Here is an 18,942-nt window from a genome sequence, read left to right on the forward strand (position 1 = left end):
TTGTTCGAAGATGTAAAGAAATGTAACAGTCGGTGCATGACCGGGCACATACTCATTGTCGAAGATGACCGCACGACTCGGATGCGCCTTGCCGCGTATCTGAGGGAACAGGGTTACCGTGTCAGCGAAGCCGAGAACGCCGAACAGATGGAGCAGACCCTTCACGACGACCCGGCTGAACTCTTGCTGGTGGACATCAATCTCGACGGAAAGGACGGGCTGACCATCACGCGGGAGCAACGGGCCGTGTCCCGCGTCGGGATCATCCTTCTGACCGCCCGAGACGATCAGGTGGACAAGATCGTCGGGTTGGAGATGGGAGCCGACGATTATGTGACGAAGCCTTTCGACAAGCGCGAACTGGCGGCGCGGGTCAAGAACCTGCTGGCACGGATTACCGATATCGGTCAGGCCCCACAGGGCGCGCACGCCGTTCACGATTTCGGGCCCTGGCGTTTCGACCGCATACGCCGCAGGCTGATCTCGGCAGCCCGCATCGAGCCCCTGTCAAAGCAGGAATTCGATGTAATGACGGCCTTGGCCGACCACCCCGGCCAAACCCTCAGCCGCGCGCGAATTGCCGAGATGATCGGACGACCCGCGGGGCGCGGAAACAATCGCATGATCGATGTCGTCGTCGGGCGCCTGCGAAAAAAGGTGGAAAAGGATCCCGCGAGGCCGGAATGGATTCTGACCGAACACGGCAAGGGTTACCAGTTCGTCGATCCGGCCGCGCTCTGAAGTCCTGTCGCGACAAGCGCGGCTTCGAGGGACTCGGCGGCCTCCATGGCACGCTGCTCAACTTCACGGAGCAACTCTTCATCCAGATCGCTATCGGCTTTTTCCACTGCTGCCAGGACCGCGCAGAACGCATCAAGGCGGAAATTCGACGCTGCCCCCTTGAGCTTGTGCGCTGCCTTGCGCCTGTCCTCTGCTGCGCTTGAGAACAGATGATCGACCGCCCGCGGCAGGTCATCGAGAAACTCCCGCACGATGGCAGCCGTGACCTGCGGCCCCAGGTCCTCTGTATCGGCGCGCAGACTCTCGATGACCGACATATCGTCTCGAATTGCCGTGTCAGGAACGCATTGCTCCAGCACCTCCGCAAGTGCACGCGGCGAGATCGGTTTCGTGAGGATACGGGCAAAGCCAAGGCGCGCGCGGCTCTCGGCAGTGTCTTGCGCCAAGTGAGCCGTCAGGGCGACCAACATGGGCGCATCTTCGTGGCGTCGCAACTCCGCCGCGACCTCCTCCCCGCGCATGTCGGGCAAATCGAGATCGATCAACGCAAGATCGAAACGCTGCGCCCGACAGAGCTGCAGTGCCGCACGTCCGGTGCCCGCTTCGGTCACACGGCAGCCAAGCTTTTCGAGGTAGCCCCGTGCAACCATCAGGTTCACCCGGTGGTCGTCGATCACAAGCACATCGCGGGACATCTTCAGCCCGGGCAGCCAGTCGTCCCCGGCCTGTGCGACCTGTTCAGGATCGCCCAACGAGAGCGGGACGGTCAGCGAAAACCGGCTTCCGACCCCCGCTTCGCTCTCGACGCTCAGCGCGCCACCAAGTGCTTCTGTCAGGCTCCGTGAGATGGCCAGCCCCAGCCCCAGTCCCTCAATGCCGGCTTGCCGCGCCGAATCCGCCCGCGCATAGGCATCGAACGCGCGCGCTAGCGCCTGCGATGTCATCCCGGTACCGGTATCCGCGACCGTGAAACTGAGAACGGGCTGCCCGGACCGCTCATCCATCGCGTGATCGACAGTCAGTGTCACGGTGCCTTCCCTCGTGTATTTGACGGCGTTCGAAATCAGGTTGCCAAGGATCTGACGGATTTTCACTGCATCGCCGTAAAGAACAACGGGCGCGGACTCTGAGAGATCAACCACCGCGGCCAGCCCTTTTTGAGCCGCAAGGGATTGCAGGTGGTGTCCCATCTGGCCGACCAACTCTCGCAGAACAAAATGCACCGGATTGCCGCGGTCCGCGGTGGTTTCCCCGCTGGCGAAGGTCAGGATGTCATTGGTGATCTCGCGCAGGTCGCGCGCAGAGCTCAGCGCCGTCTTGGTGCGAGCCTTGCGCTCGGGGTCCTCTGTCTCCGCTTCCAGCAGGTCCAGCATGCCGATGATGCCATTCAGAGGCGTTCGGATCTCGTGGCTCATACGGGCGAGGAAGGCGCTTTTGCTGCGGTTTGCGGCTTCGGCGTCGGCCCTTGCGGCATTGGAGGCGCGCATTTCAGCCACAACATCGCCCGTACGCGCGATCACCGCCTCTTCGAGACTGTCACGGAGCCGAGCCTCGTCCTGCGCACGACGGCGCAGGATGTTGAGTGCCTTTTCCATGCGCCCGATCTCATCGTGGCCGCTGATCGGCATGGGGTTGCCGTAGTCGCCGCGCGCCACGGCCACGATGCGCTGCGAGATTTCGGAAAGACGACCGATGAGGCGCCTGCGCGCATAGACAAGCAGCATTGCGGCGACCAGCGCGACGCTCACAACCGCAAGGAACAACCCGGACACAAGGACCGATGAACGCTGGCTAGCCAGAGCGATCTGAGCCGCGCCGTCCGCCTGAACCGCATCGCGGGCGAGGCGCGCGCGCGCTGCCAGCTCGGCAATTGTGCTTTGCAGAAGCGCGCTGTCGCTTGCAATGCCAGCCCGGAGGGCCAGCCTTTCCAGGGCCATCCCAGTGAGTCCTTCGGAACCGATTGCCGCCTGCTGTCTTTGCAAAAGCGAGGTCGCATCCAGGGCTACCTGCGGTGACGGCAAAAAAACCATGCGGCGCTGCACCAGGACGAGCGTCCGCGCTAGGCTCTCGTGGGCCGCCTGCACGTCTTCGGGCGTGTTCAGATCTGGCACCTGCTGAAACTGGATTCGCATGGCATCAATCAAGCGTGCCAACTCTGTCAGTCGCTCGAAACCAAAAAAGTAACGATCGGCCAATCGGTCCAGGCCAGGGCGCGGGTCTTCCTCCGGGCTCGCGTAAAGGTCCGCGATGCCAGCGGTGATCCGCAGCCGCGCCAGATCTGTCTCGGCCTCGATCAAGGCGTCCAGCCGCGCACCATCCAGCGCGACGTGTTCGCCGACTTGCTGGATCCGTGCTGCAAGCTGCAACTCTGCACCGGCATTCACGGTCATGCGCTCGAGAATATCGCGAGTCCTCGATGTCTGCGGAAAATCGGCCTCTGGCGGAGCGATGGCCGCCAACTCCTGCATGCCATCTTCGATATCGTCCACGGCCAGTTTGAGGGTCTCTGCAATCTGCGCGAGGTCCTCTTGTGTATCCACTTGCACGAATGCCGCGGCCAATGCGCCGACCAGCTCGCTGGAGGCACCGATCCGGCTAGCGAGCGTTGTGGCAGGCAAGGTCGTTTCGACAAAGGCATTCTTTGTCGAAATAAGATAGCGATTGACGCCGATTGCGGCCAAACCCACGATAATGGCCATGGCAGCCATGGCACTCAGGACCTGGATCAATCGCGTGTCAAAACTCGTGCGTCGCATCTTCCGACAGTACGGGGGCCGTATGCTGCGCACAATCATCTCTATCGGTCTTGCCGCTGGGCTCTGGGGGGTGGGACCTCCGGTTTCCGCTGCCGCAGCCGACCGACAAGTTCTTTGCGTGCTCGTGCCCCATTTCAAGGACGAGTATTGGCTGAGTGTCGGGTTCGGGTTGGAGGAAGAAGCCAGGAAACAGAACGTCGAGTTGTTGTTCTTCGAGGCCGGAGGCTATCGTGCCAGGGCGACACAGATCGCACAGCTGGAACGATGTGCGGCTTTAGGGGTCGATGCCATCCTGATCGGGGCAGTCAGCTCGGACCATCCTGACCTCACCGAAACACTTGCCCAAGTGTCGGCGGACACCCCCGTCTTCGGGCTGATCAACGAAATTCGCAGCGATGCATTGAGCGCCCGGATCGGCGTGGACTGGACGGAAATGGGGCATATCCTGGGAACGTTCCTGCGCGACCGCCATCCCTCCGGTTCAGAACCGAAAACTGCGGTCCTTCTGACCGGCCCCGCCGAATCCGGGTGGACAGGGCCGCTTGAAGCAGGTCTGCGGGACGGGTTGGCCGGAAGCACGGTCACGATCCTCGACATCTACAGAGCGGATACCGGGCTGAGGCAGCAACTGCGCCTTGCAGAAGAGGCATTGGAGCATCACCCCAAGGTCGACTACCTGATCGGCAGCGCTCCGGCTATCGAGGCGGCGATCGGTCTCTTCGCCTCCCATGCGGCGCCTGACCGACCGCAAATGCTGGCGACCTATGTCAGCCACACGATCAAGCGCAGCCTTATGAATGGCAATGTCCTGGCAGCATCTTTCGACGACCCGATGTTTCAGGCCCGTCTGGCGATGCTTGCAGCTGTATCGGAAGCGCCCGGTCAAGCACGAGTGGTGGGTCCGGAGGTGCGGTTGCTGAGGGCCGGGGACGAAACGCTAGGACAGATACCGACCTCGCCCGCAAAGTACTTTCCGACACTTCAATAGAGTACGCTGTCTTCGTCTTCCCTGACGTAAACTGCGACTGTTCGGAGATCCGGAAATGCATGGCGCAGAAAGCCGCTAGCATTGCGTTCACGTTTTCTGATGACGGCTGTTTGCTGCGGAGCCTTCGAGAAGAGCAGCAATGTAGAGAACGCGCCAGCGGGAAGCGGCTGACGGACAACGCAATAGGTGCTTTGATCCGCCTGTGCTATATCAGGAGATCGCGAATGAGCGGGCCTGCGCAAGAATCGTGCGCGGGACATATTCCAGACAGCCTTCAGGGGGGAGGATGGTTGATGGGAGGATTGATACCGTTTGAAGAATTGCCCGACCATGTACCGGGCAAGGTGCTTCTGGCAAGCGATGGCCAGAACTGGAAAGACGTGGCGTTGCGGTCCTATCATTACCATGGTCAGGACGTTGTCGTACCTGCCATGCGCGACTTCATGCTGGTCAGCTACAAGTCCGGCACCACACCGATGCAGCGTCGCTTCGAGGGCAAGTGGCAGCGCGATACGCTGGGGCCTGGCGCGACCTCGCTGCTGACCAGGGCCCAGCGCGCCTACTGGAACTGGCATGATCCGATCGACGTGACCCATGTCTACCTGTCGGGGGATCTTGTGGCCGAGGTCGCGAGCGAACTTATGGACTGTGCCGTAACCGAGGTATCGCTGCACGACGTGCTCCGGACGGATGATCCGGTGATGGCCAACGCCGCAGAGGCGATTGCGCGGGAGGCCCGCTCACAGGCACTGGGCGGTGCGCTTTATGTCGACGCAGTGGCACGGGGCCTAATCATCCACCTGCTGCGAAGCTATGCTTCCGTTCGCCTTTTGGAGACCCGCAACAACGACGAGCTCTCCTCGTGGCAGGAGCGGCGGATCGTAGACTTCATCGAAGCGAACATGGCGACATCGCTCGACCTCAAGGCTATGGCCGGGGCACTCGACATGACGACCTGCCTGTTTGCGCGGAAATTCCGACGCAGCTTCGGCAGGCCGCCCTACGCCTTCGTCAAATCGAAACGATTGGAGCGTGCTCGCCGTCTGCTTGCGACCACCGGGTTGCCGATCAAGGCGATCGCCGCCGATTGCGGTTTCTGCGACCAGGCGCACCTGACGCGGATGTTCTCCGCCGAATTCGGAGAAACTCCGGCCGTTTTCCGTCGCAAGGCGCATTGAAACCAACGCGTCGGCCTTCGTGGCCCCTCGGTAGTGTTTCCCGGAGGGGTCACAACTGTTTCCCATTCGGAAACGTACAACAATCGATCCGGGAACGTTCAAGACGCCCCTTCAATCTGCAGTCAGACTTCCTGCACGCGCTGGAGAGAAACTCCGGCACGAGAAGACCAAGTGGCCGGAAAAATGGCCGCTACAGAGGAGGATACGATTGATGCTGGACGAGACAAAGACCCGGAAAAGAAACCCGCTGCCGACCGAGATCGACGCGCTGGTCATCGGCACCGGTGTCGCCGGATTGTATCAACTGCACCAACTGCGTGAGCTTGGGCTGAACGCGCACGCCTGTGATACCGCAACCGATGTGGGCGGCACCTGGTACTGGAACCGCTATCCCGGCGCCAAATTCGACAGCGAGTCTTATATCTACCAGTACCTGTTCGACGAGCGCCTCTACAAGGACTGGACCTGGAGCGAGCGCTTCCCCGGCCAGCGCGAGATCGAGAGGTGGCTGCACTACGTGACAGACCGGCTGGATCTGCGGCGCGATATCTCTTTCTCGACCACCATCACCAGCGCGCGCTTTGACGAGGTGCGCGGGCTCTGGACGGTCGAGACCGACCAAGGTGATGTCGTGACGACACGCTACCTGATCGGGTGCACCGGCATGCTGTCGGCCCCCCTGACCGAGCGTTTCCCGGGACAGGCGAGCTTCAAGGGAAAGATCGTCCATACCGGGCGCTATCCAAAGGAAGGCCTTGCGCTGGAAGGCAAGCGCGTCGCCGTGATCGGAACCGGCGCCACCGGCATCCAGGTGATCCAGACCATCGCGCCCGAAGTGGCTCAGCTGACCGTGTTCGTGCGCACCCCGCAATATGTCCTGCCCATGAAAAACCCCAAATATGGCCCCAAAGAGGCCGCTTGGTACAAGGACCGCTTTGATGAGTTGAAGACCACCATTCCCCATACCTTCACCGGGTTCGAGTACGATTTCGAGAACACATGGGCTGATCTGACACCGGAGCGTCGCCGCGAGATCCTCGAGGAGATTTACGCCGATGGCTCGCTCAAGCTCTGGCTTGCTTCTTTTGTGGAGATGTTCTTCGACGAAGAGGTCAGTGAAGAGATCTCCGAATTCGTCCGCGAAAAGATGCGTGCGCGCCTCAAGGATCCGCGCCTCATCGACATTCTTGTCCCCAAGAAGGGGGATTACGGCTTCGGCACCCACCGCGTGCCATTGGAAACTCAATACCTGGAGGCATATCTGCGCGACAACGTCGAAGCCGTCAGCGTACGCGACAACCCGATTGCCGAGATCGTGCCCGAGGGGGTGAAACTCGAAGATGGCACTGTCTACGAAGTCGACACCATCATCATGGCGGTGGGTTTCGATGCCGGGTCAGGCGCGCTGGCGCGGATCGACATCACCGGTCGGGGCGGAATGAAACTGGCCGAGGAATGGCGCAAGGACATCCGCACCATGCTCGGGATGATGAAACATGGCTTTCCGAACCTGTTCATGACCGGCGCACCGCTCGCGCCTTCTGCGGCGCTCTGCAACATGACCACCTGCCTCCAGCAGCAGACCGAGTGGATCACCAACTGCATCCGCGACATCCGTGCCAGCGGCAATGACGTGATTGAACCGACCAAGGAGGGCGAAGACGCCTGGGTGCAGCATCACGACGAAACCGCCGAGGCCACGCTGATCGCGAAGACCGATTCCTGGTACACCGGCTCCAACGTGCCGGGCAAACCGCGGCGTGTGCTGTCCTATACTGGCGGAGTTGGAGTTTATCGCGACAAATGTGAGGCGATCGCCAAGGAGGGCTATCCCTCCTTCAAGATGAGCAAGGCCAAAACCACGAAGGTGGCCTGAAACCAACCAACCGTGCGCCAGGGTTGACCGGGGCGCACGGCTGTTCACATATCTATTCGGGAGGAAAACATGGGTCATACTTTCAACGCGGACGACATTCTCAATCGGGTCGTCACCTCCGAGCCGCGCGTGCCGGGCGTCGTCGCCATGGTGGCGGATCGCGATCGCAACATCTATGAAGGCGCCGCCGGGGTGCGCCGGATCGACGGCGACACGGCCATGGGCGTGGACGACGCGTTCGCGATCTTTTCGACCACCAAGGCGATCACGGCGACGGCGGCACTTCAACTTGTAGAAGAGGGCAGGCTGGATCTCGACGCGCCTGCCAGCGATTATGCCCCGGACATCGGCAAACTTCAGGTGATCGAGGGCTTCGACGACGCGGGCGAGCCGATCCTGCGCGCGCCCAAGCGCCCGGTGACCACAAAGCACCTGCTGCTGCATACGGGCGGGTTCGGCTACGACTTCTTCAGCGAAACCTACAACCGGCTTGCGCAGGAAAAAGGCCAGCCCAGCGTCATCACCGCCTCGAAAGCATCGCTCATGACGCCGCTGCAATTCGATCCGGGCGACAAGTGGGAATATGGCTCAAATATCGACTGGGTCGGACAGGTCGTCGAAGGTATCACAGGCAAGCGGTTGGGCGAGGTTTTCCAGACCCGGATCTTCGATCCGCTTGGCATCGAGGACATGACGTTCGAGTTGAACGATGGCTTGCGCTCGCGGCTCGCGGGGATGCACGCGCGCGGCGAGGACGGCTCGCTCACGCCCATGGAGTTCGAGTTGACCGACACGCCCGAGATCCACATGGGGGGGCACGGCCTCTATGGGACCGCGGGCGACTACATGAAGTTCATTCGCATGTGGTTGAACGACGGCATGGGCCCCAACGGCCGCGTGCTGAAACCCGAAACAGTCGCCATGGCCGAGAAGAACCACTTGGGCGAAATGAAGATCGGGATGCTACCGGGGGTGATCCCTTCGCTTTCGAACGATGCCGAGTTTTTCCCGGGGCTCTCGAAATCCTGGTCCTACAGCTTCATGGTCAACGACGAAGAAGCGCCGACCGGTCGTCCCGCCGGTGCATTGGGCTGGGCAGGTCTGGCGAACCTGTTCTACTGGATCGATCGGACAAACGGGTTCGGAGGGTTCTGGGCCACACAAATCCTTCCGTTTGGCGACCCGGTTTCCTTCACCGGCTACGTGGATTTCGAGACCGCGTTCTACGCGTCCCTGCGCGCTGCAAAGGCGGCCTGATAGACATGGCGGCCGCCGTCAACCGGCGGCCGCCCCGAGCAGCGAGACGCTGACTGGCCCGTCTCAATCAGAAAAGTAGTCGACGATATCGGCTGTCATCATATAGCTCACCGACACGGGCGCCTGACCGTCGGAAAAGCGTACCGTGGGTCGAGAGCTTTGTGCAACAAGCGCCCCGTTGATCCAGACAGGCGTAAAGAGACCGGTGACCTCGACACCTTCGGGATAGACAACGTGCACGACCTGATTGGGGGCCGGCGGTGGCGTATGAATGCAGGCGCCGACCGTAGGCACCAAAAGAAACTCGGTTGCCCTTTCGCCTTCGAACGAGAGGGGCAAAACAAAACCCGCCATCCGAACGGGGGCGCCGAGGACGCCTTCGTTGACGCGCGAAGCAGCAGCTTGCCGGTGAGCGATGATGTCCAGGCGCGCCTGGAACAGCGCATCCACGTCGACCCCATCCTTCGCCAGCGTGTCTCGCAGCTCCTGCACACGCAGGGCCGCTTCGGGCGCAGAGGTCGGCGTGGGCCGCGTTTCGTGCCGCAGAATCAATCGGAGCGCATCCATTTGCCCGGGCGTCAGCCGCTCAAACGGGTTATCTATGGCCGCCGCCGGCGGGGCCAGGTCGGCCCAGGTGACTTCGCGCGGCTCCACAGCAAAGGCTGCCGCCGGGGCGAAGTTCAGTACAAAACCGAGTACAAGGCTTAGGGACTTGAACAAGGGGGCTCCTTTGATGACGTGCCTGGTCTGACGGAACCCCTTCGGCGCAGACGCCCGCGCAGGCCGAGATCGTGAAGACCGCCACGCCAAGAGCCGCCGAGGCGACTCACAGCTGCCATGTCCGCCCGCCTGCTGCGTTGCTTTTTGCGCCGGATCGACGTTTTCTGACGACAAACGGGCGGGAGGACTGATGGTTTGCGTCTGGCGCATTGCATCGACACTGTTCCGTACTGGTATCAGGCACAATACTGTTGACTAGGTCAACACGTGTCGTCACAAAAAATTTGAAAAAGGAGTGTGTATGATCCCGCTGCCGAAATCGACGGAACGGCCGTCCGTTCACCCCGAGATCGCGGACATCACCGACGCGCTCAGCTTCAAGGTCGCGCGGTTGAACGCGATCAACGACCGGGCCGGGAGCTATCATTACAAGCTCAACCATAACGTCACGCTGAATCAGTGGCGGATCCTTGGGCTCGTGTCCGCCTTCGGGCCAGTTCCCTCACGGGAAGTGCGCGAAAGGCTTTACATGGATAAGGGGCAGTTCAGTCGGATCGTCAATCAATTGGTGGATCGGGGCCTGATCCACACAAGACCTCTTGCATCGAATGCGAGCGCGCTCGCGCTGGATCTGACCAGCGCGGGGCGCAAGCTGCACGATGTGTTGATCCGGTTCACCGCTGAGCGGAACGCGGTGACCGCGTCGGTGTTAACGGCGAGCGAATGCGAAACCTTGCTGCGCCTGCTCGACAAGGTTGGCGATCATGCCCATGCCCTGCTCATGGAGCGGCAGCGCGAAGGATGAATCAGCCGGCGACCATACCAGTCGCGAACCCGGCGCCGGCCGGCGGGCTAGGTGCACCCCTGGGCGGGCTTTTCGCGCTGTTGGTGATCTGTGTGATCGCCTTTGCAACTCTCGATGAGGCCACGGCCCGGTTCGGGGCGATCGCGCTATCCGTGGCTATTGTGGGTCTGGCACACCCCGCCAGGCGTGGCAGGCCGTCGGGGCGGGCGGTCGACGCTGCTCTCCTGGCCGGTTTCGGCTGCGCGGGTTGGTGGTTTCACGCGGTCAAGGCGGAATTGTGGACCGGGTTTTTCGTGGCGACGCCTTTGTCCGTGCTCGCGGGTCTGGCCGGGGTTTTCACCGTGATCGTGCTGGCAGCACGGGTTTGGGGCAGATCGCTGGCGATTCTCGCCGGGGCCTTGATCCTCTATGCCTTCGGCGGGCCTTACCTGCCCAACGCGGTCGCCCATTTCGGCGTAGGCTTGGGCGATTTCGTGCAAATCACGTGGTACTCCTTCGACGGGGTCTTCGGGCGAATGACCGGTCTGGTTGCCAGTAACCTGCTGATTTTCCTAATCCTGGGTGCGGTGCTGCAGCAAACGGGCGCAGGCGAGAGCCTGATCCGGCTGTCAACGGCACTGCTTGGGCGGGTGCGCGGCGGCGGGGCCCATGCCGCCATTGCTGCCAGCGCGGTCTTCGGCATGATGAACGGCTCCGTTGCCGCGAACATCGCGGGCACGGGCGTTTTCACCATTCCGATGATCAAGCGGCAGGGGTTTTCAAGCCGCTTTGCCGGAGCGGTCGAGGCCGCGGCGTCCTCAGGCGGGCAACTTACCCCGCCCATCATGGCCGCCACGGTCTTCGTGATGGCCGACCTCGTTGGGCTGCCGCTGCTGATGGTGATTGCTGCCGCCGCCCTGCCCGCCCTGTTCAAATATCTCGGCCTTTTCGCGCAGGTCTATGTGGAGGCCTTGCGCTTGGATATCCGCCCCCTGGCTGCCGAGGATATTCCCAAGCTCACGCGGCAGGACTGGCTGCAATCGGCCCTCGTTCTGGTGCCGCTTGCCGTACTGATGATCGCGTTCCTGTCAGGCAGCTCACCCGCCATGGCGGGGCTTGCCGGTACGATCGCGGCCCTTGTGACGGGCCTTGTGTTGACGCCCCAGCTCCGGCAGCAACCGATCCGGATCTGGTGGGCGCTCTGTGCAGGCGGGCTCGCGTCGGCACGGATCCTGCTATCGGTTGCGGTCATCGGGATAGTGCTGGCCGTGGTAAACGAGACCGGCATCGCGATCCGCTTCGCTGTCGCGCTCTCCGAGGTCGGCGATGCCTATCTGCCCCTGGCATTACTGATGGCGATGCTTGGGGCGCTTGTCCTCGGGATGGGGTTGCCGACACTGCCGGCCTACCTGATCGTCGCGATCATGATCGTACCAACGCTCATTGAGGCAGGCGTTCTGCCCCTCGCCGCGCATATGTTCGTTCTGTACTTCGCGGTGTTTTCCTCGATCATGCCACCCATTGCCTATGGCTGTTTCGTGGCGGCCCCTATTGCGGGGGCGGATGCCTTGCGGATCTCGTTCACCGCGCTGCGGATTTCGATCGTCGGCTTGATCGTGCCTTTCGCGTTCGTCTATGCGCCGTCGCTCTTGCTGGTGGCGGGCAGCTTCAGTTGGGCGGAGCTTCTGACCACGGCGCTGCGCCTGTCATTGGCCAGTTGGCTGCTTGCCACTGCTCTGGGCGGCGCGGACCCGGTGCTGGGACGTTTGCCGCGGCACAATCGCATGCTGCGCGGGGGCGCCGCCTGCGCCGTGATGGTGCCGACGGTCGCCCTCTGGGGCCCCGGGCTGGCCTTGGGCATCGCTATGGGGGTGCTGCACCCCCTGCACCGGGCGGGCTGGATCAAGCGGGTCTCCCTGCGGGCGCATGGCACATGATCCGGTCGGGTGCCAAAAGAATGCTGGGTGCGGGCATCCTCGCGGTTGCGACGCTCCAGTTCCCCGGGGGCGCCTTGGCCGAGCGGTACAAGGTCACCTCCCTCGCACCGGGCCTCACGCCTTTCGTGGTCAACACGACCATTGCCCGGGTCGTGAACACCCATGTGGACGGCATCGAGTTACAGGTCAGCGCCACGGGCACGGCCACACGGCACATGATGGACGCCGCCACCGGACGCGTCGACTTTCTGTTCGGTGCACCCACCATCAACTGGATGATGGTCAATCGCCTCGGCCCATTCCAGCATTTCGAGACGGCACCCGCGCTGGAGCAAAACGTGGGCATGATCTTCGCCTACCAGATGGGGCCTTACCACTACATCACGCGCGCGGGGTCCGGCATCGAGAGCCTGGCCGATCTGCGAAGTCGGACCGTGTTCGCGGGCCCTCCCGGCGGCGCCGCCACCGAGGTGGTCCTGCGTGTCATCGAACAATCCACCGGTATCACGCCGGGCGAGATGAAGCTCCAGGCCTTCGGGTTCGACGCCGCGATCCAGGCATTTCAGGATGGCAAGATCGACGTGATCGTCCTGCCCACGAACCTGCCAAGCGCCGCGGTCCAGCAATTCGCCCTGACAAGCCGGATCCGGTTGCTGGATGTCGATCTGCGCAATGTGACGATCCGAGCGGAGACCGGCGGAACCGCCAACGAGATACCCCCGGATGCCTACGGGCCGAACCAGGTCAACGACACGGCCACGCGCACCCATGGATCGATTGTGAATTTCAGCGCCGGGATGCATGTCCCGGAACATGTCGTCTACGAAGTGACCCGGGCGATCTGGGAAAACCTCGGCGACATCCATAGCGCCGCCGACTGGATGCCCGGCACGATCACGCCTGAAATGGCGCTCTCTCTGGTCTCTGGGCGGCTGCATCCCGGGGCAGAGCGCTACTACCGTGAGGCCGGCTGGCCGATCCCCGAGGCCATCACATTTCCCCCACCGGGCTGACCCCACCCCCCAAACAAGGACCACTCCCCCATGAGCACCACCAAACCCAACACAGTCAGCCGTCGCGCCCTTCTGGGCGGCGCCGGGGCGCTTGGACTAACGGCCGCCCTGCCCCTGCGGGCCCAGGAGGCCGCAAGCCCGGCTGCCACACTCATCAAGGGGGCCGCGATCTTCGACGGACGCGCCCCCGATCTGATCACCGGCGTGGATGTGTTGGTCGAGGACGGGATGATCGCAGCCGTGGGCGCGGGCCTGTCGGCGCAAGAGGCTACAGTGATCGACGCGACAGGCCTCACGCTGACGCCTGGCCTGACCGACGCGCACACGCATATCATGTGGCATGACGAGATCGAGGAGCTGATCTACGGCTCGCCCCATGAATACACCGGGGTGATGGCGGCCGAAGGCGCGCGGCGGATGCTGATGCGCGGCTTCACCACTGTTCGCGACGCGGGCGGGCCCGCCTTTGGCCTGAAACGCGCCATTGACGCAGGCGTCATTGCGGGCCCCCGCATCCTTCCCTCGGGCTTCTTCATCTCTCAAACCTCCGGGCATGGCGATTTCGAGCCGCGGATGAATTACCTTTCGCCGCATTTCACCGGCCAGCTCGACCCGGCCTATCTGCGTGGCTGGACGATCACCGCTGACGGCAAGGCGGAGGTGATGAAGGCGACACGCGAGGCCCTGCGCTACGGCGCAACCCAGATCAAGATCATGGGCAGCGGCTCGATCACCGGGGCGCATGACCCGCTCGACGTGACGGAATTCACCCTCGAGGAGTTGCAAGCCATCGTGGCCGAGGCGCAAAAATGGGGCACCTACGCGAAGATCCATGCCTATTCCGACGCCTCGGTCCAGAACGCCCTGACCGCCGGCGTGCGCTCGGTCGAGCATGGACTGTTCGCCTCGGAAGAATCCATGCAGATGATGAAGGACAAGGATGTCTTCTTCTCGACCCAGTACCTGACCTATGCCGCCAATCCGGAGGACACAGGGCTGACCGGCGATGCTTTGCCGAAATTCCTGCAAGCCAAGGCGGGCGCCACCGAAGGGTATGAGCGGGCCAAGGCGTTTGGCCTGAAAGTTGCCTGGGGGACCGACATTCTCGGCACCATCGACAAAGGCCCGTTCCAGTCGCTCGAATTCGTCGCGCGCACTGCCTATTACACCCCGACCGAGATCCTGATGCAGGCCACCTCGGGCAATGCCGAGTTGTTCGCGCGCAGCGGAGCGCGCCATCCCTACCAGGCAGGACCGCTCGGGGTGATTGAACCCGGGGCCTATGGCGACCTGTTGCTGGTGAACGGCAACCCGCTGGACGACATCTCGATCCTCACGACCCCCGAAACCTCGCTGGCCCTGATCATGAAGGGTGGCGTGATCCACAAGAACATCCTGTGAGCAGACCGATGCCAACCGCTTTTCCACCCCCCGACACATGCCCCGCGACGCCGCCATGCCGGTCTCTGCGGCTCCCCTCGCTTGCCGCATCCACTGTGTTGTTAGCATTCGGGCCTTCGAGCCTCGCGCAGGCCGCGAACGTGGCAGAAACCTTGTCGGGGCCTTCCGCAACTCCGAGCACGCTGAGCTATGACGCGCAGGACAAGGACAGCCTGCTCGCCGTCGACATCCAGGAGGGGTGGACCCAGTGGAAATCCGACCTCGAAGCCCGCACCGGGCTGACCCTCGGGTTCGATTACAATGCCCTGGGTTTCCGGGCCAGTTCCAGCCCTGGCGACCGGACCGCCGGCAGCGGCGTGTTTCGCGCTTTCGGGAAATGGGCCCTGGTTGGCAGGGACGGCCCCAACACCGGTAACCTCGTGTTCAAGCTGGAACAGCGCCACGCCTATGGCGATCTCGCAGTGACGGATTTCGGCACCGAGCTTGGCTATGTCGGGCTGGTCAATTCGGTCTTCAACGACCAGGGATGGCGGGCCACGAACCTCTACTGGCAGCAGAATCTCGCGGATGGACAGGCCGTGGTATCAGTCGGATGGCTCGACGTGACCGACTATGTCGATGTCTTTGCCTTGGCGAGCCCTTGGACCGGGTTTTCCAACTTGGCGTTCCAGACCGGCTCCGGCACCATCGGCGGCCTGCCTGATGGTGCCTTGGGTGCGGTCGCGGCCGGATTCCTGACCGACAGGGTCTATGCGGCGGTTGGGATCGTGGACGCCAACGGGGACGCCACGGACCTGCTGGGCGGCTTCGATACCCTGTTCGACGAGGGTGAGACCTTCAAATCTCTGGAACTGGGTTGGACTTCCGGACCGAAGGCGCTCTTCATCGACAACGCCCATGTGACCCTATGGCAAATCGACGAGCGCACCAAGGCCGGCAGTGACGATGGCTACGGCATCGCCTTCTCTTATACTCGCGGTATCGAAAACACATGGCTGCCATTTGTGCGCGGCGGCTGGGCCGATGCGGGCGGCAGCCTCTACGAGGCGGCACTCAGTGTCGGCGTCGGCTACACCCAAAACCCCGGTCGCCAACTGACCGGCCTTGGCGTGAACTGGAGCCGCCCGAACGACGACACGTTCGGAGTCGATCTGGACGATCAATGGACGGTGGAGGCTTTCAGCCGCTGGCAACTGACCGAGGGGATTGAAATCACGCCGAGCGTGCAGATCATCCAGAACCCCGCCCTGAACCCCGACAAGGACACCATCGCCCTGTTCGGTCTGCGGCTGCGCGCCGCGTTCTGACAGAATGGCCCGACAACCGCAAAGGAAAGTACCATGATCCTCCCACGTATCGCCTGCGTCGTCTTCATAGCGACGACCTTTGCCGCCACGACCGTCAGCGCCCAGTCGATGGAAGCCGTGCCATTCACCTGTAACGATGGGCGCAGCCTCGTCGCCGAATTCGGACAGGACAGCGTACGGGTCACCATGGAGGTCACGCTTGAAGCGCAGCCTTCGGGCTCCGGGTTTGTCTACTCGGGCACCCCCGGCACTTTGCGGGGGCAAGGCGACGAGGTCAGATGGCAAAGCACCGGCACCGATCCCGTGATCTGCACCGCGGTGCCCGGAGGCGCAGCACTTGTGGGCGGTGTGTGGGAACTGGTTCAGGTTGGTGAAGCCGAGATCGAGGAAACCGGGCATCACACGATCGGCTTTCTGGCCGATGGCGGCCTCGTGCTGCGCGCGGACTGCAATCTCGGACGGGGGACCTGGGAGGCCGAGCCGGAGACGAACAGTGCGGGTGCGCTGAGCGTCGGACCGGTGGCCCTCACCCGCATGGCATGTGCCGCGGACCCTGTCCCACAAATGGCGGCGGATCTCTCGCAGGCGACATCGTACAGGGTCGAGGAGCGCACGCTGCGGATCGAAACCCGAGCGGGTGTCACATATTCTTTTAGCGTCCAAGCAGAGTAAAGGTGCCTACCGCAGGGGGTGATGGCTTGGAATCCCCCCTGCACCTCACGACAACGCGCAAGGATGGAGCGCTCGGGATCAAATCGCACATAGGACAACATGATCGGCGCGCATCGTATGTGGCGAGTTACGCACGGCGAGATCTAGCCCCCGGCTGAGGACGCTTGTGCGGTGCCTGCGGGGCCGGGGTCCTGACGCCAGTCGGTGAGCTGATCGAGCAGGGCTACGGCATAGGCTGCCGTGAACGCTCCGACCAAAGTCAGCACCACGCGGGACAGGATGGCCGCACCGGGGTCTTGCGTGCTCAGCGCCCCGGCCACCAGCGCCATCGCCGCCGGATAGGCGTTCTGATAGGCGAAATGGGGCCGCGGGTCGAAGAGCATCCGTTGCCCCACCCAGAGTCCGGCGAGGAAGATCAGCCCGAGCAGGATCGGCAGGTGCGGCGAGAGCAGGAATACCCCGAGAATGATCGCCGCTAGTGCACTGCCGTAGAGCGTCGCGCGCATGCGCTGGCCCGCTTCGAAGAAGACCGCCCGGCGGGTCGGGAAGACCAGCACCAGCGCCGCCATGATCGCCATCATGATGTCAGAGGGCGGCATCACCGCATAGAGCCAGAAGCTCAGTCCCAGAAGGACGAATGCCCGGATCGCGGCGCCGACGACCACGTTGCCCTGTTCGGGCCGCGGCGCATCGACCTGCGGCGCCGCCGTGCGCGTGGGACAGATCGCATAGACCAAAGGCGCGATTACCAGGGTCAGCAGCGCCCCCAGGATGAACTGGTTGCGCAGCACCTCGACCGCAGCAGCCCCGCTCATGCCGATAACCGAAAACAGCACGCCCATGATCACGATGAGCATGCCTGGCGCCGCCCCGGTCCGCAGGATCAGCCCGAAGCCCACAAAATAGACAAGCCACATTGCCCCGGCATAAACCACCGCCATAGGCTGGAGCCAGACCACGAACCATGCCATCAGCACAGCAATGATGCAGGCCGCGATAGGCCCGGCGAAGACCCGGACCGGAGAGAAGGCCCGCCGCTGTGCCGCGATCAGGCCAACGGGCAGAGCCGCGACGATGGTTGGCATCACCGGATCCAGCAGCGGTATCGCCGCAAAGGCGAGCGCACCGGTCAGCCCCAGGCGGATGCCGTAAAGCGGGTCCTCGGCGGCATCGGGGCGGGGGGCGACGTACATCGCAGCCCCCTCAGTGCAGGTAGCTGAGCCAGGAGCGCAGCCGTTGCAACCCGCGCGCCACCCAGGCGATGGGGCCGGTTTCGCTCTCGGAAAAGATCACCGCATGGACCTTGCCGCCGACGCGGACGGCATAGGGCCAGTTCTCCATCCCGCCTTCCAGCTCGATCCGCACGGGGATTGTGCGCGCCGGCTCGAACCACTGGGTCGTCTGCTGGTTCGCAACCAACCCGCCCTGCACCGTGCGCCTTGGCGCGATACCCCAGGCGATACTCTGGACCCGTCCTTCGAAAATCCGCCCCGGAAGCGCATCGAACAAGACGCGGGCCGGATCTCCCGCCTCGATCTTCTGAAGCTGGTTCTCGCGCAGATCGACGGTGATCCAACCGGCCTCGGCGTCGATGAAGGTCAAGGCCGGGCTTCCTGCCCCGATGAACTGCCCCTCCGACAAGGTCACGTTGGTTACAACCCCGAGGTGCGGCGCGGTCACCGTGGTCGAGGCCAGGTCATACTGCGCCTGTTCCAGTTGTGCCGTGGCGGCCTGGATGGTGGGGTTGTCTGCCCCCTCGGGGCCAAGCTGCGCTCGTGCGCTGTCGAGATTGGCCTCCGCCTGATCCAGCTGGGCCTGAGCGGACTCGACCGCGGCGCGGGCGTCATCGCCGCGGGCGGTGGCCACGATGCCGCGCTCTTCCAGCTGAAAGGTCCGGTCGGCCTCGGCCTGCGTGTTTTCAAGCGCGGTGCGGGCCTGGGTGACGGCGGCCTGTGCCGCGACCAGCGACGCGCCCGAGGCATCTACGGTCTGAAGCGCGGTGTTCAGATTCGCCTCGGCCTGCCGCACCGCCAGCTCGAACGGGCGAGGATCGAGCGAGAAGAGCGGATCCCCCGCCTCAACGATCGCATCGTCGGCCACATGAACGCGGGTGATCGTGCCCGAGACCCGCGGAGCGATCTGCACCACGTTGGCCGATACAATCCCGCGCGGGCTGCTGGGCACATAGCGATCCATCAGCGCATAAAGCCCAGCGATCAGCACCAGCGCCACGACAACCACCAGCGCAACGGTTCTGGCTGGGCTGCCTCCGGAAGGCGGAGATGTCTGGGTCTCGCTCATGTCACGTCCTT

15 protein-coding genes are annotated in these 18,942 nt (G+C 63.2%); 11 read left to right on the top strand and 4 right to left on the bottom strand.

Annotation, left to right across the window (positions count from 1 at the left end; translation table 11 throughout):
- Positions 1–36: 36 nt before the first annotated feature.
- On the top strand, positions 37–741 hold the full coding sequence (locus DSHI_RS11585; RefSeq protein ID WP_012178946.1) for a response regulator: 705 nt from the start codon (positions 37–39) through the stop codon (positions 739–741).
- Here the strand turns inward: DSHI_RS11585 and DSHI_RS11590 are convergent.
- Positions 711–3,449, bottom strand: a complete 2,739-nt coding sequence (locus tag DSHI_RS11590) for an ATP-binding protein (RefSeq protein ID WP_245533003.1) — start codon at positions 3,447–3,449, stop codon at positions 711–713. The two genes, DSHI_RS11585 and DSHI_RS11590, sit on opposite strands and share 31 nt — an antisense overlap.
- Between DSHI_RS11590 and torT the strand changes: the two genes are divergently transcribed.
- The 4 genes from torT to acmB all read left to right on the top strand — a co-directional run bounded on the left by torT (position 3,439) and on the right by acmB (position 8,796).
- On the top strand, positions 3,439–4,485 hold the full coding sequence (gene torT, locus DSHI_RS11595; RefSeq protein ID WP_245533004.1) for a TMAO reductase system periplasmic protein TorT: 1,047 nt from the start codon (positions 3,439–3,441) through the stop codon (positions 4,483–4,485). The genes DSHI_RS11590 and torT overlap by 11 nt on opposite strands.
- Before the next feature lie 293 nt (positions 4,486–4,778).
- Positions 4,779–5,663 carry a helix-turn-helix domain-containing protein gene (locus DSHI_RS11600; protein WP_012178949.1) on the top strand — a complete coding sequence of 295 codons (885 nt, stop codon included), beginning with the start codon at positions 4,779–4,781 and terminating at the stop codon, positions 5,661–5,663.
- Positions 5,664–5,874: 211 nt separating this feature from the next.
- The gene (locus DSHI_RS11605) at positions 5,875–7,539 is read left to right on the top strand and encodes a flavin-containing monooxygenase (protein ID WP_012178950.1); all 1,665 of its coding nucleotides are present in this window, start codon (positions 5,875–5,877) and stop codon (positions 7,537–7,539) included.
- A gap of 69 nt (positions 7,540–7,608) precedes the next feature.
- Complete coding sequence (gene acmB / locus DSHI_RS11610) at positions 7,609–8,796, top strand: methyl acetate hydrolase AcmB (RefSeq protein WP_012178951.1); 1,188 nt, start codon at positions 7,609–7,611, stop codon at positions 8,794–8,796.
- Between the two features lie 63 nt (positions 8,797–8,859).
- On the opposite strand, the gene DSHI_RS11615 is transcribed toward acmB, so the two are convergent.
- The gene (locus DSHI_RS11615) at positions 8,860–9,516 is read right to left on the bottom strand and encodes a DUF3299 domain-containing protein (RefSeq protein WP_012178952.1); all 657 of its coding nucleotides are present in this window, start codon (positions 9,514–9,516) and stop codon (positions 8,860–8,862) included.
- 301 nt (positions 9,517–9,817) lie between these two features.
- On the opposite strand from DSHI_RS11615, the gene DSHI_RS11620 reads away from it, so the two are divergent.
- From DSHI_RS11620 to DSHI_RS11650, 6 genes are all read left to right on the top strand, one after another.
- Positions 9,818–10,321: a MarR family winged helix-turn-helix transcriptional regulator gene (locus DSHI_RS11620; RefSeq protein ID WP_012178953.1), complete on the top strand. Its 504-nt coding sequence runs from the start codon at positions 9,818–9,820 to the stop codon at positions 10,319–10,321.
- Positions 10,318–12,237 (top strand): TRAP transporter permease, encoded by a 1,920-nt coding sequence (locus DSHI_RS11630; RefSeq protein ID WP_012178954.1) that lies wholly within the window; start codon positions 10,318–10,320, stop codon positions 12,235–12,237. Before DSHI_RS11620 ends, DSHI_RS11630 begins: the two co-directional genes overlap by 4 nt.
- Positions 12,234–13,250 (top strand): TAXI family TRAP transporter solute-binding subunit, encoded by a 1,017-nt coding sequence (locus tag DSHI_RS11635; RefSeq protein ID WP_083768384.1) that lies wholly within the window; start codon positions 12,234–12,236, stop codon positions 13,248–13,250. Before DSHI_RS11630 ends, DSHI_RS11635 begins: the two co-directional genes overlap by 4 nt.
- A gap of 30 nt (positions 13,251–13,280) precedes the next feature.
- Positions 13,281–14,651 carry a metal-dependent hydrolase family protein gene (locus DSHI_RS11640; protein WP_012178956.1) on the top strand — a complete coding sequence of 457 codons (1,371 nt, stop codon included), beginning with the start codon at positions 13,281–13,283 and terminating at the stop codon, positions 14,649–14,651.
- Positions 14,652–14,791: 140 nt separating this feature from the next.
- Positions 14,792–15,958 (top strand): carbohydrate porin, encoded by a 1,167-nt coding sequence (locus DSHI_RS11645; protein ID WP_050757841.1) that lies wholly within the window; start codon positions 14,792–14,794, stop codon positions 15,956–15,958.
- Positions 15,959–15,991: 33 nt separating this feature from the next.
- Positions 15,992–16,630 carry an META domain-containing protein gene (locus DSHI_RS11650; RefSeq protein WP_012178958.1) on the top strand — a complete coding sequence of 213 codons (639 nt, stop codon included), beginning with the start codon at positions 15,992–15,994 and terminating at the stop codon, positions 16,628–16,630.
- Between the two features lie 143 nt (positions 16,631–16,773).
- Here the strand turns inward: DSHI_RS11650 and DSHI_RS11655 are convergent, their stop codons facing one another.
- Positions 16,774–17,823 (bottom strand): FUSC family protein, encoded by a 1,050-nt coding sequence (locus tag DSHI_RS11655; RefSeq protein WP_012178959.1) that lies wholly within the window; start codon positions 17,821–17,823, stop codon positions 16,774–16,776.
- Positions 17,824–17,833: 10 nt separating this feature from the next.
- Positions 17,834–18,931: an HlyD family secretion protein gene (locus DSHI_RS11660; protein WP_012178960.1), complete on the bottom strand. Its 1,098-nt coding sequence runs from the start codon at positions 18,929–18,931 to the stop codon at positions 17,834–17,836.
- Between the last annotated feature and the right edge of the window lie 11 nt (positions 18,932–18,942).

The organism is Dinoroseobacter shibae DFL 12 = DSM 16493 (assembly GCF_000018145.1).
GTDB lineage: Bacteria > Pseudomonadota > Alphaproteobacteria > Rhodobacterales > Rhodobacteraceae > Dinoroseobacter > Dinoroseobacter shibae.

Coding starts and splice junctions, on each gene's coding strand:
- DSHI_RS11585 (WP_012178946.1), top strand. CDS start 37: ATGACCGGGCACATACTCATTGTCGAAGATGACCGCACGACTCGGATG.
- torT (WP_245533004.1), top strand. CDS start 3,439: ATGGCAGCCATGGCACTCAGGACCTGGATCAATCGCGTGTCAAAACTC.
- DSHI_RS11590 (WP_245533003.1), bottom strand. CDS start 3,449: ATGGCTGCCATGGCCATTATCGTGGGTTTGGCCGCAATCGGCGTCAAT.
- DSHI_RS11600 (WP_012178949.1), top strand. CDS start 4,779: ATGGGAGGATTGATACCGTTTGAAGAATTGCCCGACCATGTACCGGGC.
- DSHI_RS11605 (WP_012178950.1), top strand. CDS start 5,875: ATGCTGGACGAGACAAAGACCCGGAAAAGAAACCCGCTGCCGACCGAG.
- acmB (WP_012178951.1), top strand. CDS start 7,609: ATGGGTCATACTTTCAACGCGGACGACATTCTCAATCGGGTCGTCACC.
- DSHI_RS11620 (WP_012178953.1), top strand. CDS start 9,818: ATGATCCCGCTGCCGAAATCGACGGAACGGCCGTCCGTTCACCCCGAG.
- DSHI_RS11630 (WP_012178954.1), top strand. CDS start 10,318: ATGAATCAGCCGGCGACCATACCAGTCGCGAACCCGGCGCCGGCCGGC.
- DSHI_RS11635 (WP_083768384.1), top strand. CDS start 12,234: ATGATCCGGTCGGGTGCCAAAAGAATGCTGGGTGCGGGCATCCTCGCG.
- DSHI_RS11640 (WP_012178956.1), top strand. CDS start 13,281: ATGAGCACCACCAAACCCAACACAGTCAGCCGTCGCGCCCTTCTGGGC.
- DSHI_RS11650 (WP_012178958.1), top strand. CDS start 15,992: ATGATCCTCCCACGTATCGCCTGCGTCGTCTTCATAGCGACGACCTTT.
- DSHI_RS11655 (WP_012178959.1), bottom strand. CDS start 17,823: ATGTACGTCGCCCCCCGCCCCGATGCCGCCGAGGACCCGCTTTACGGC.
- DSHI_RS11660 (WP_012178960.1), bottom strand. CDS start 18,931: ATGAGCGAGACCCAGACATCTCCGCCTTCCGGAGGCAGCCCAGCCAGA.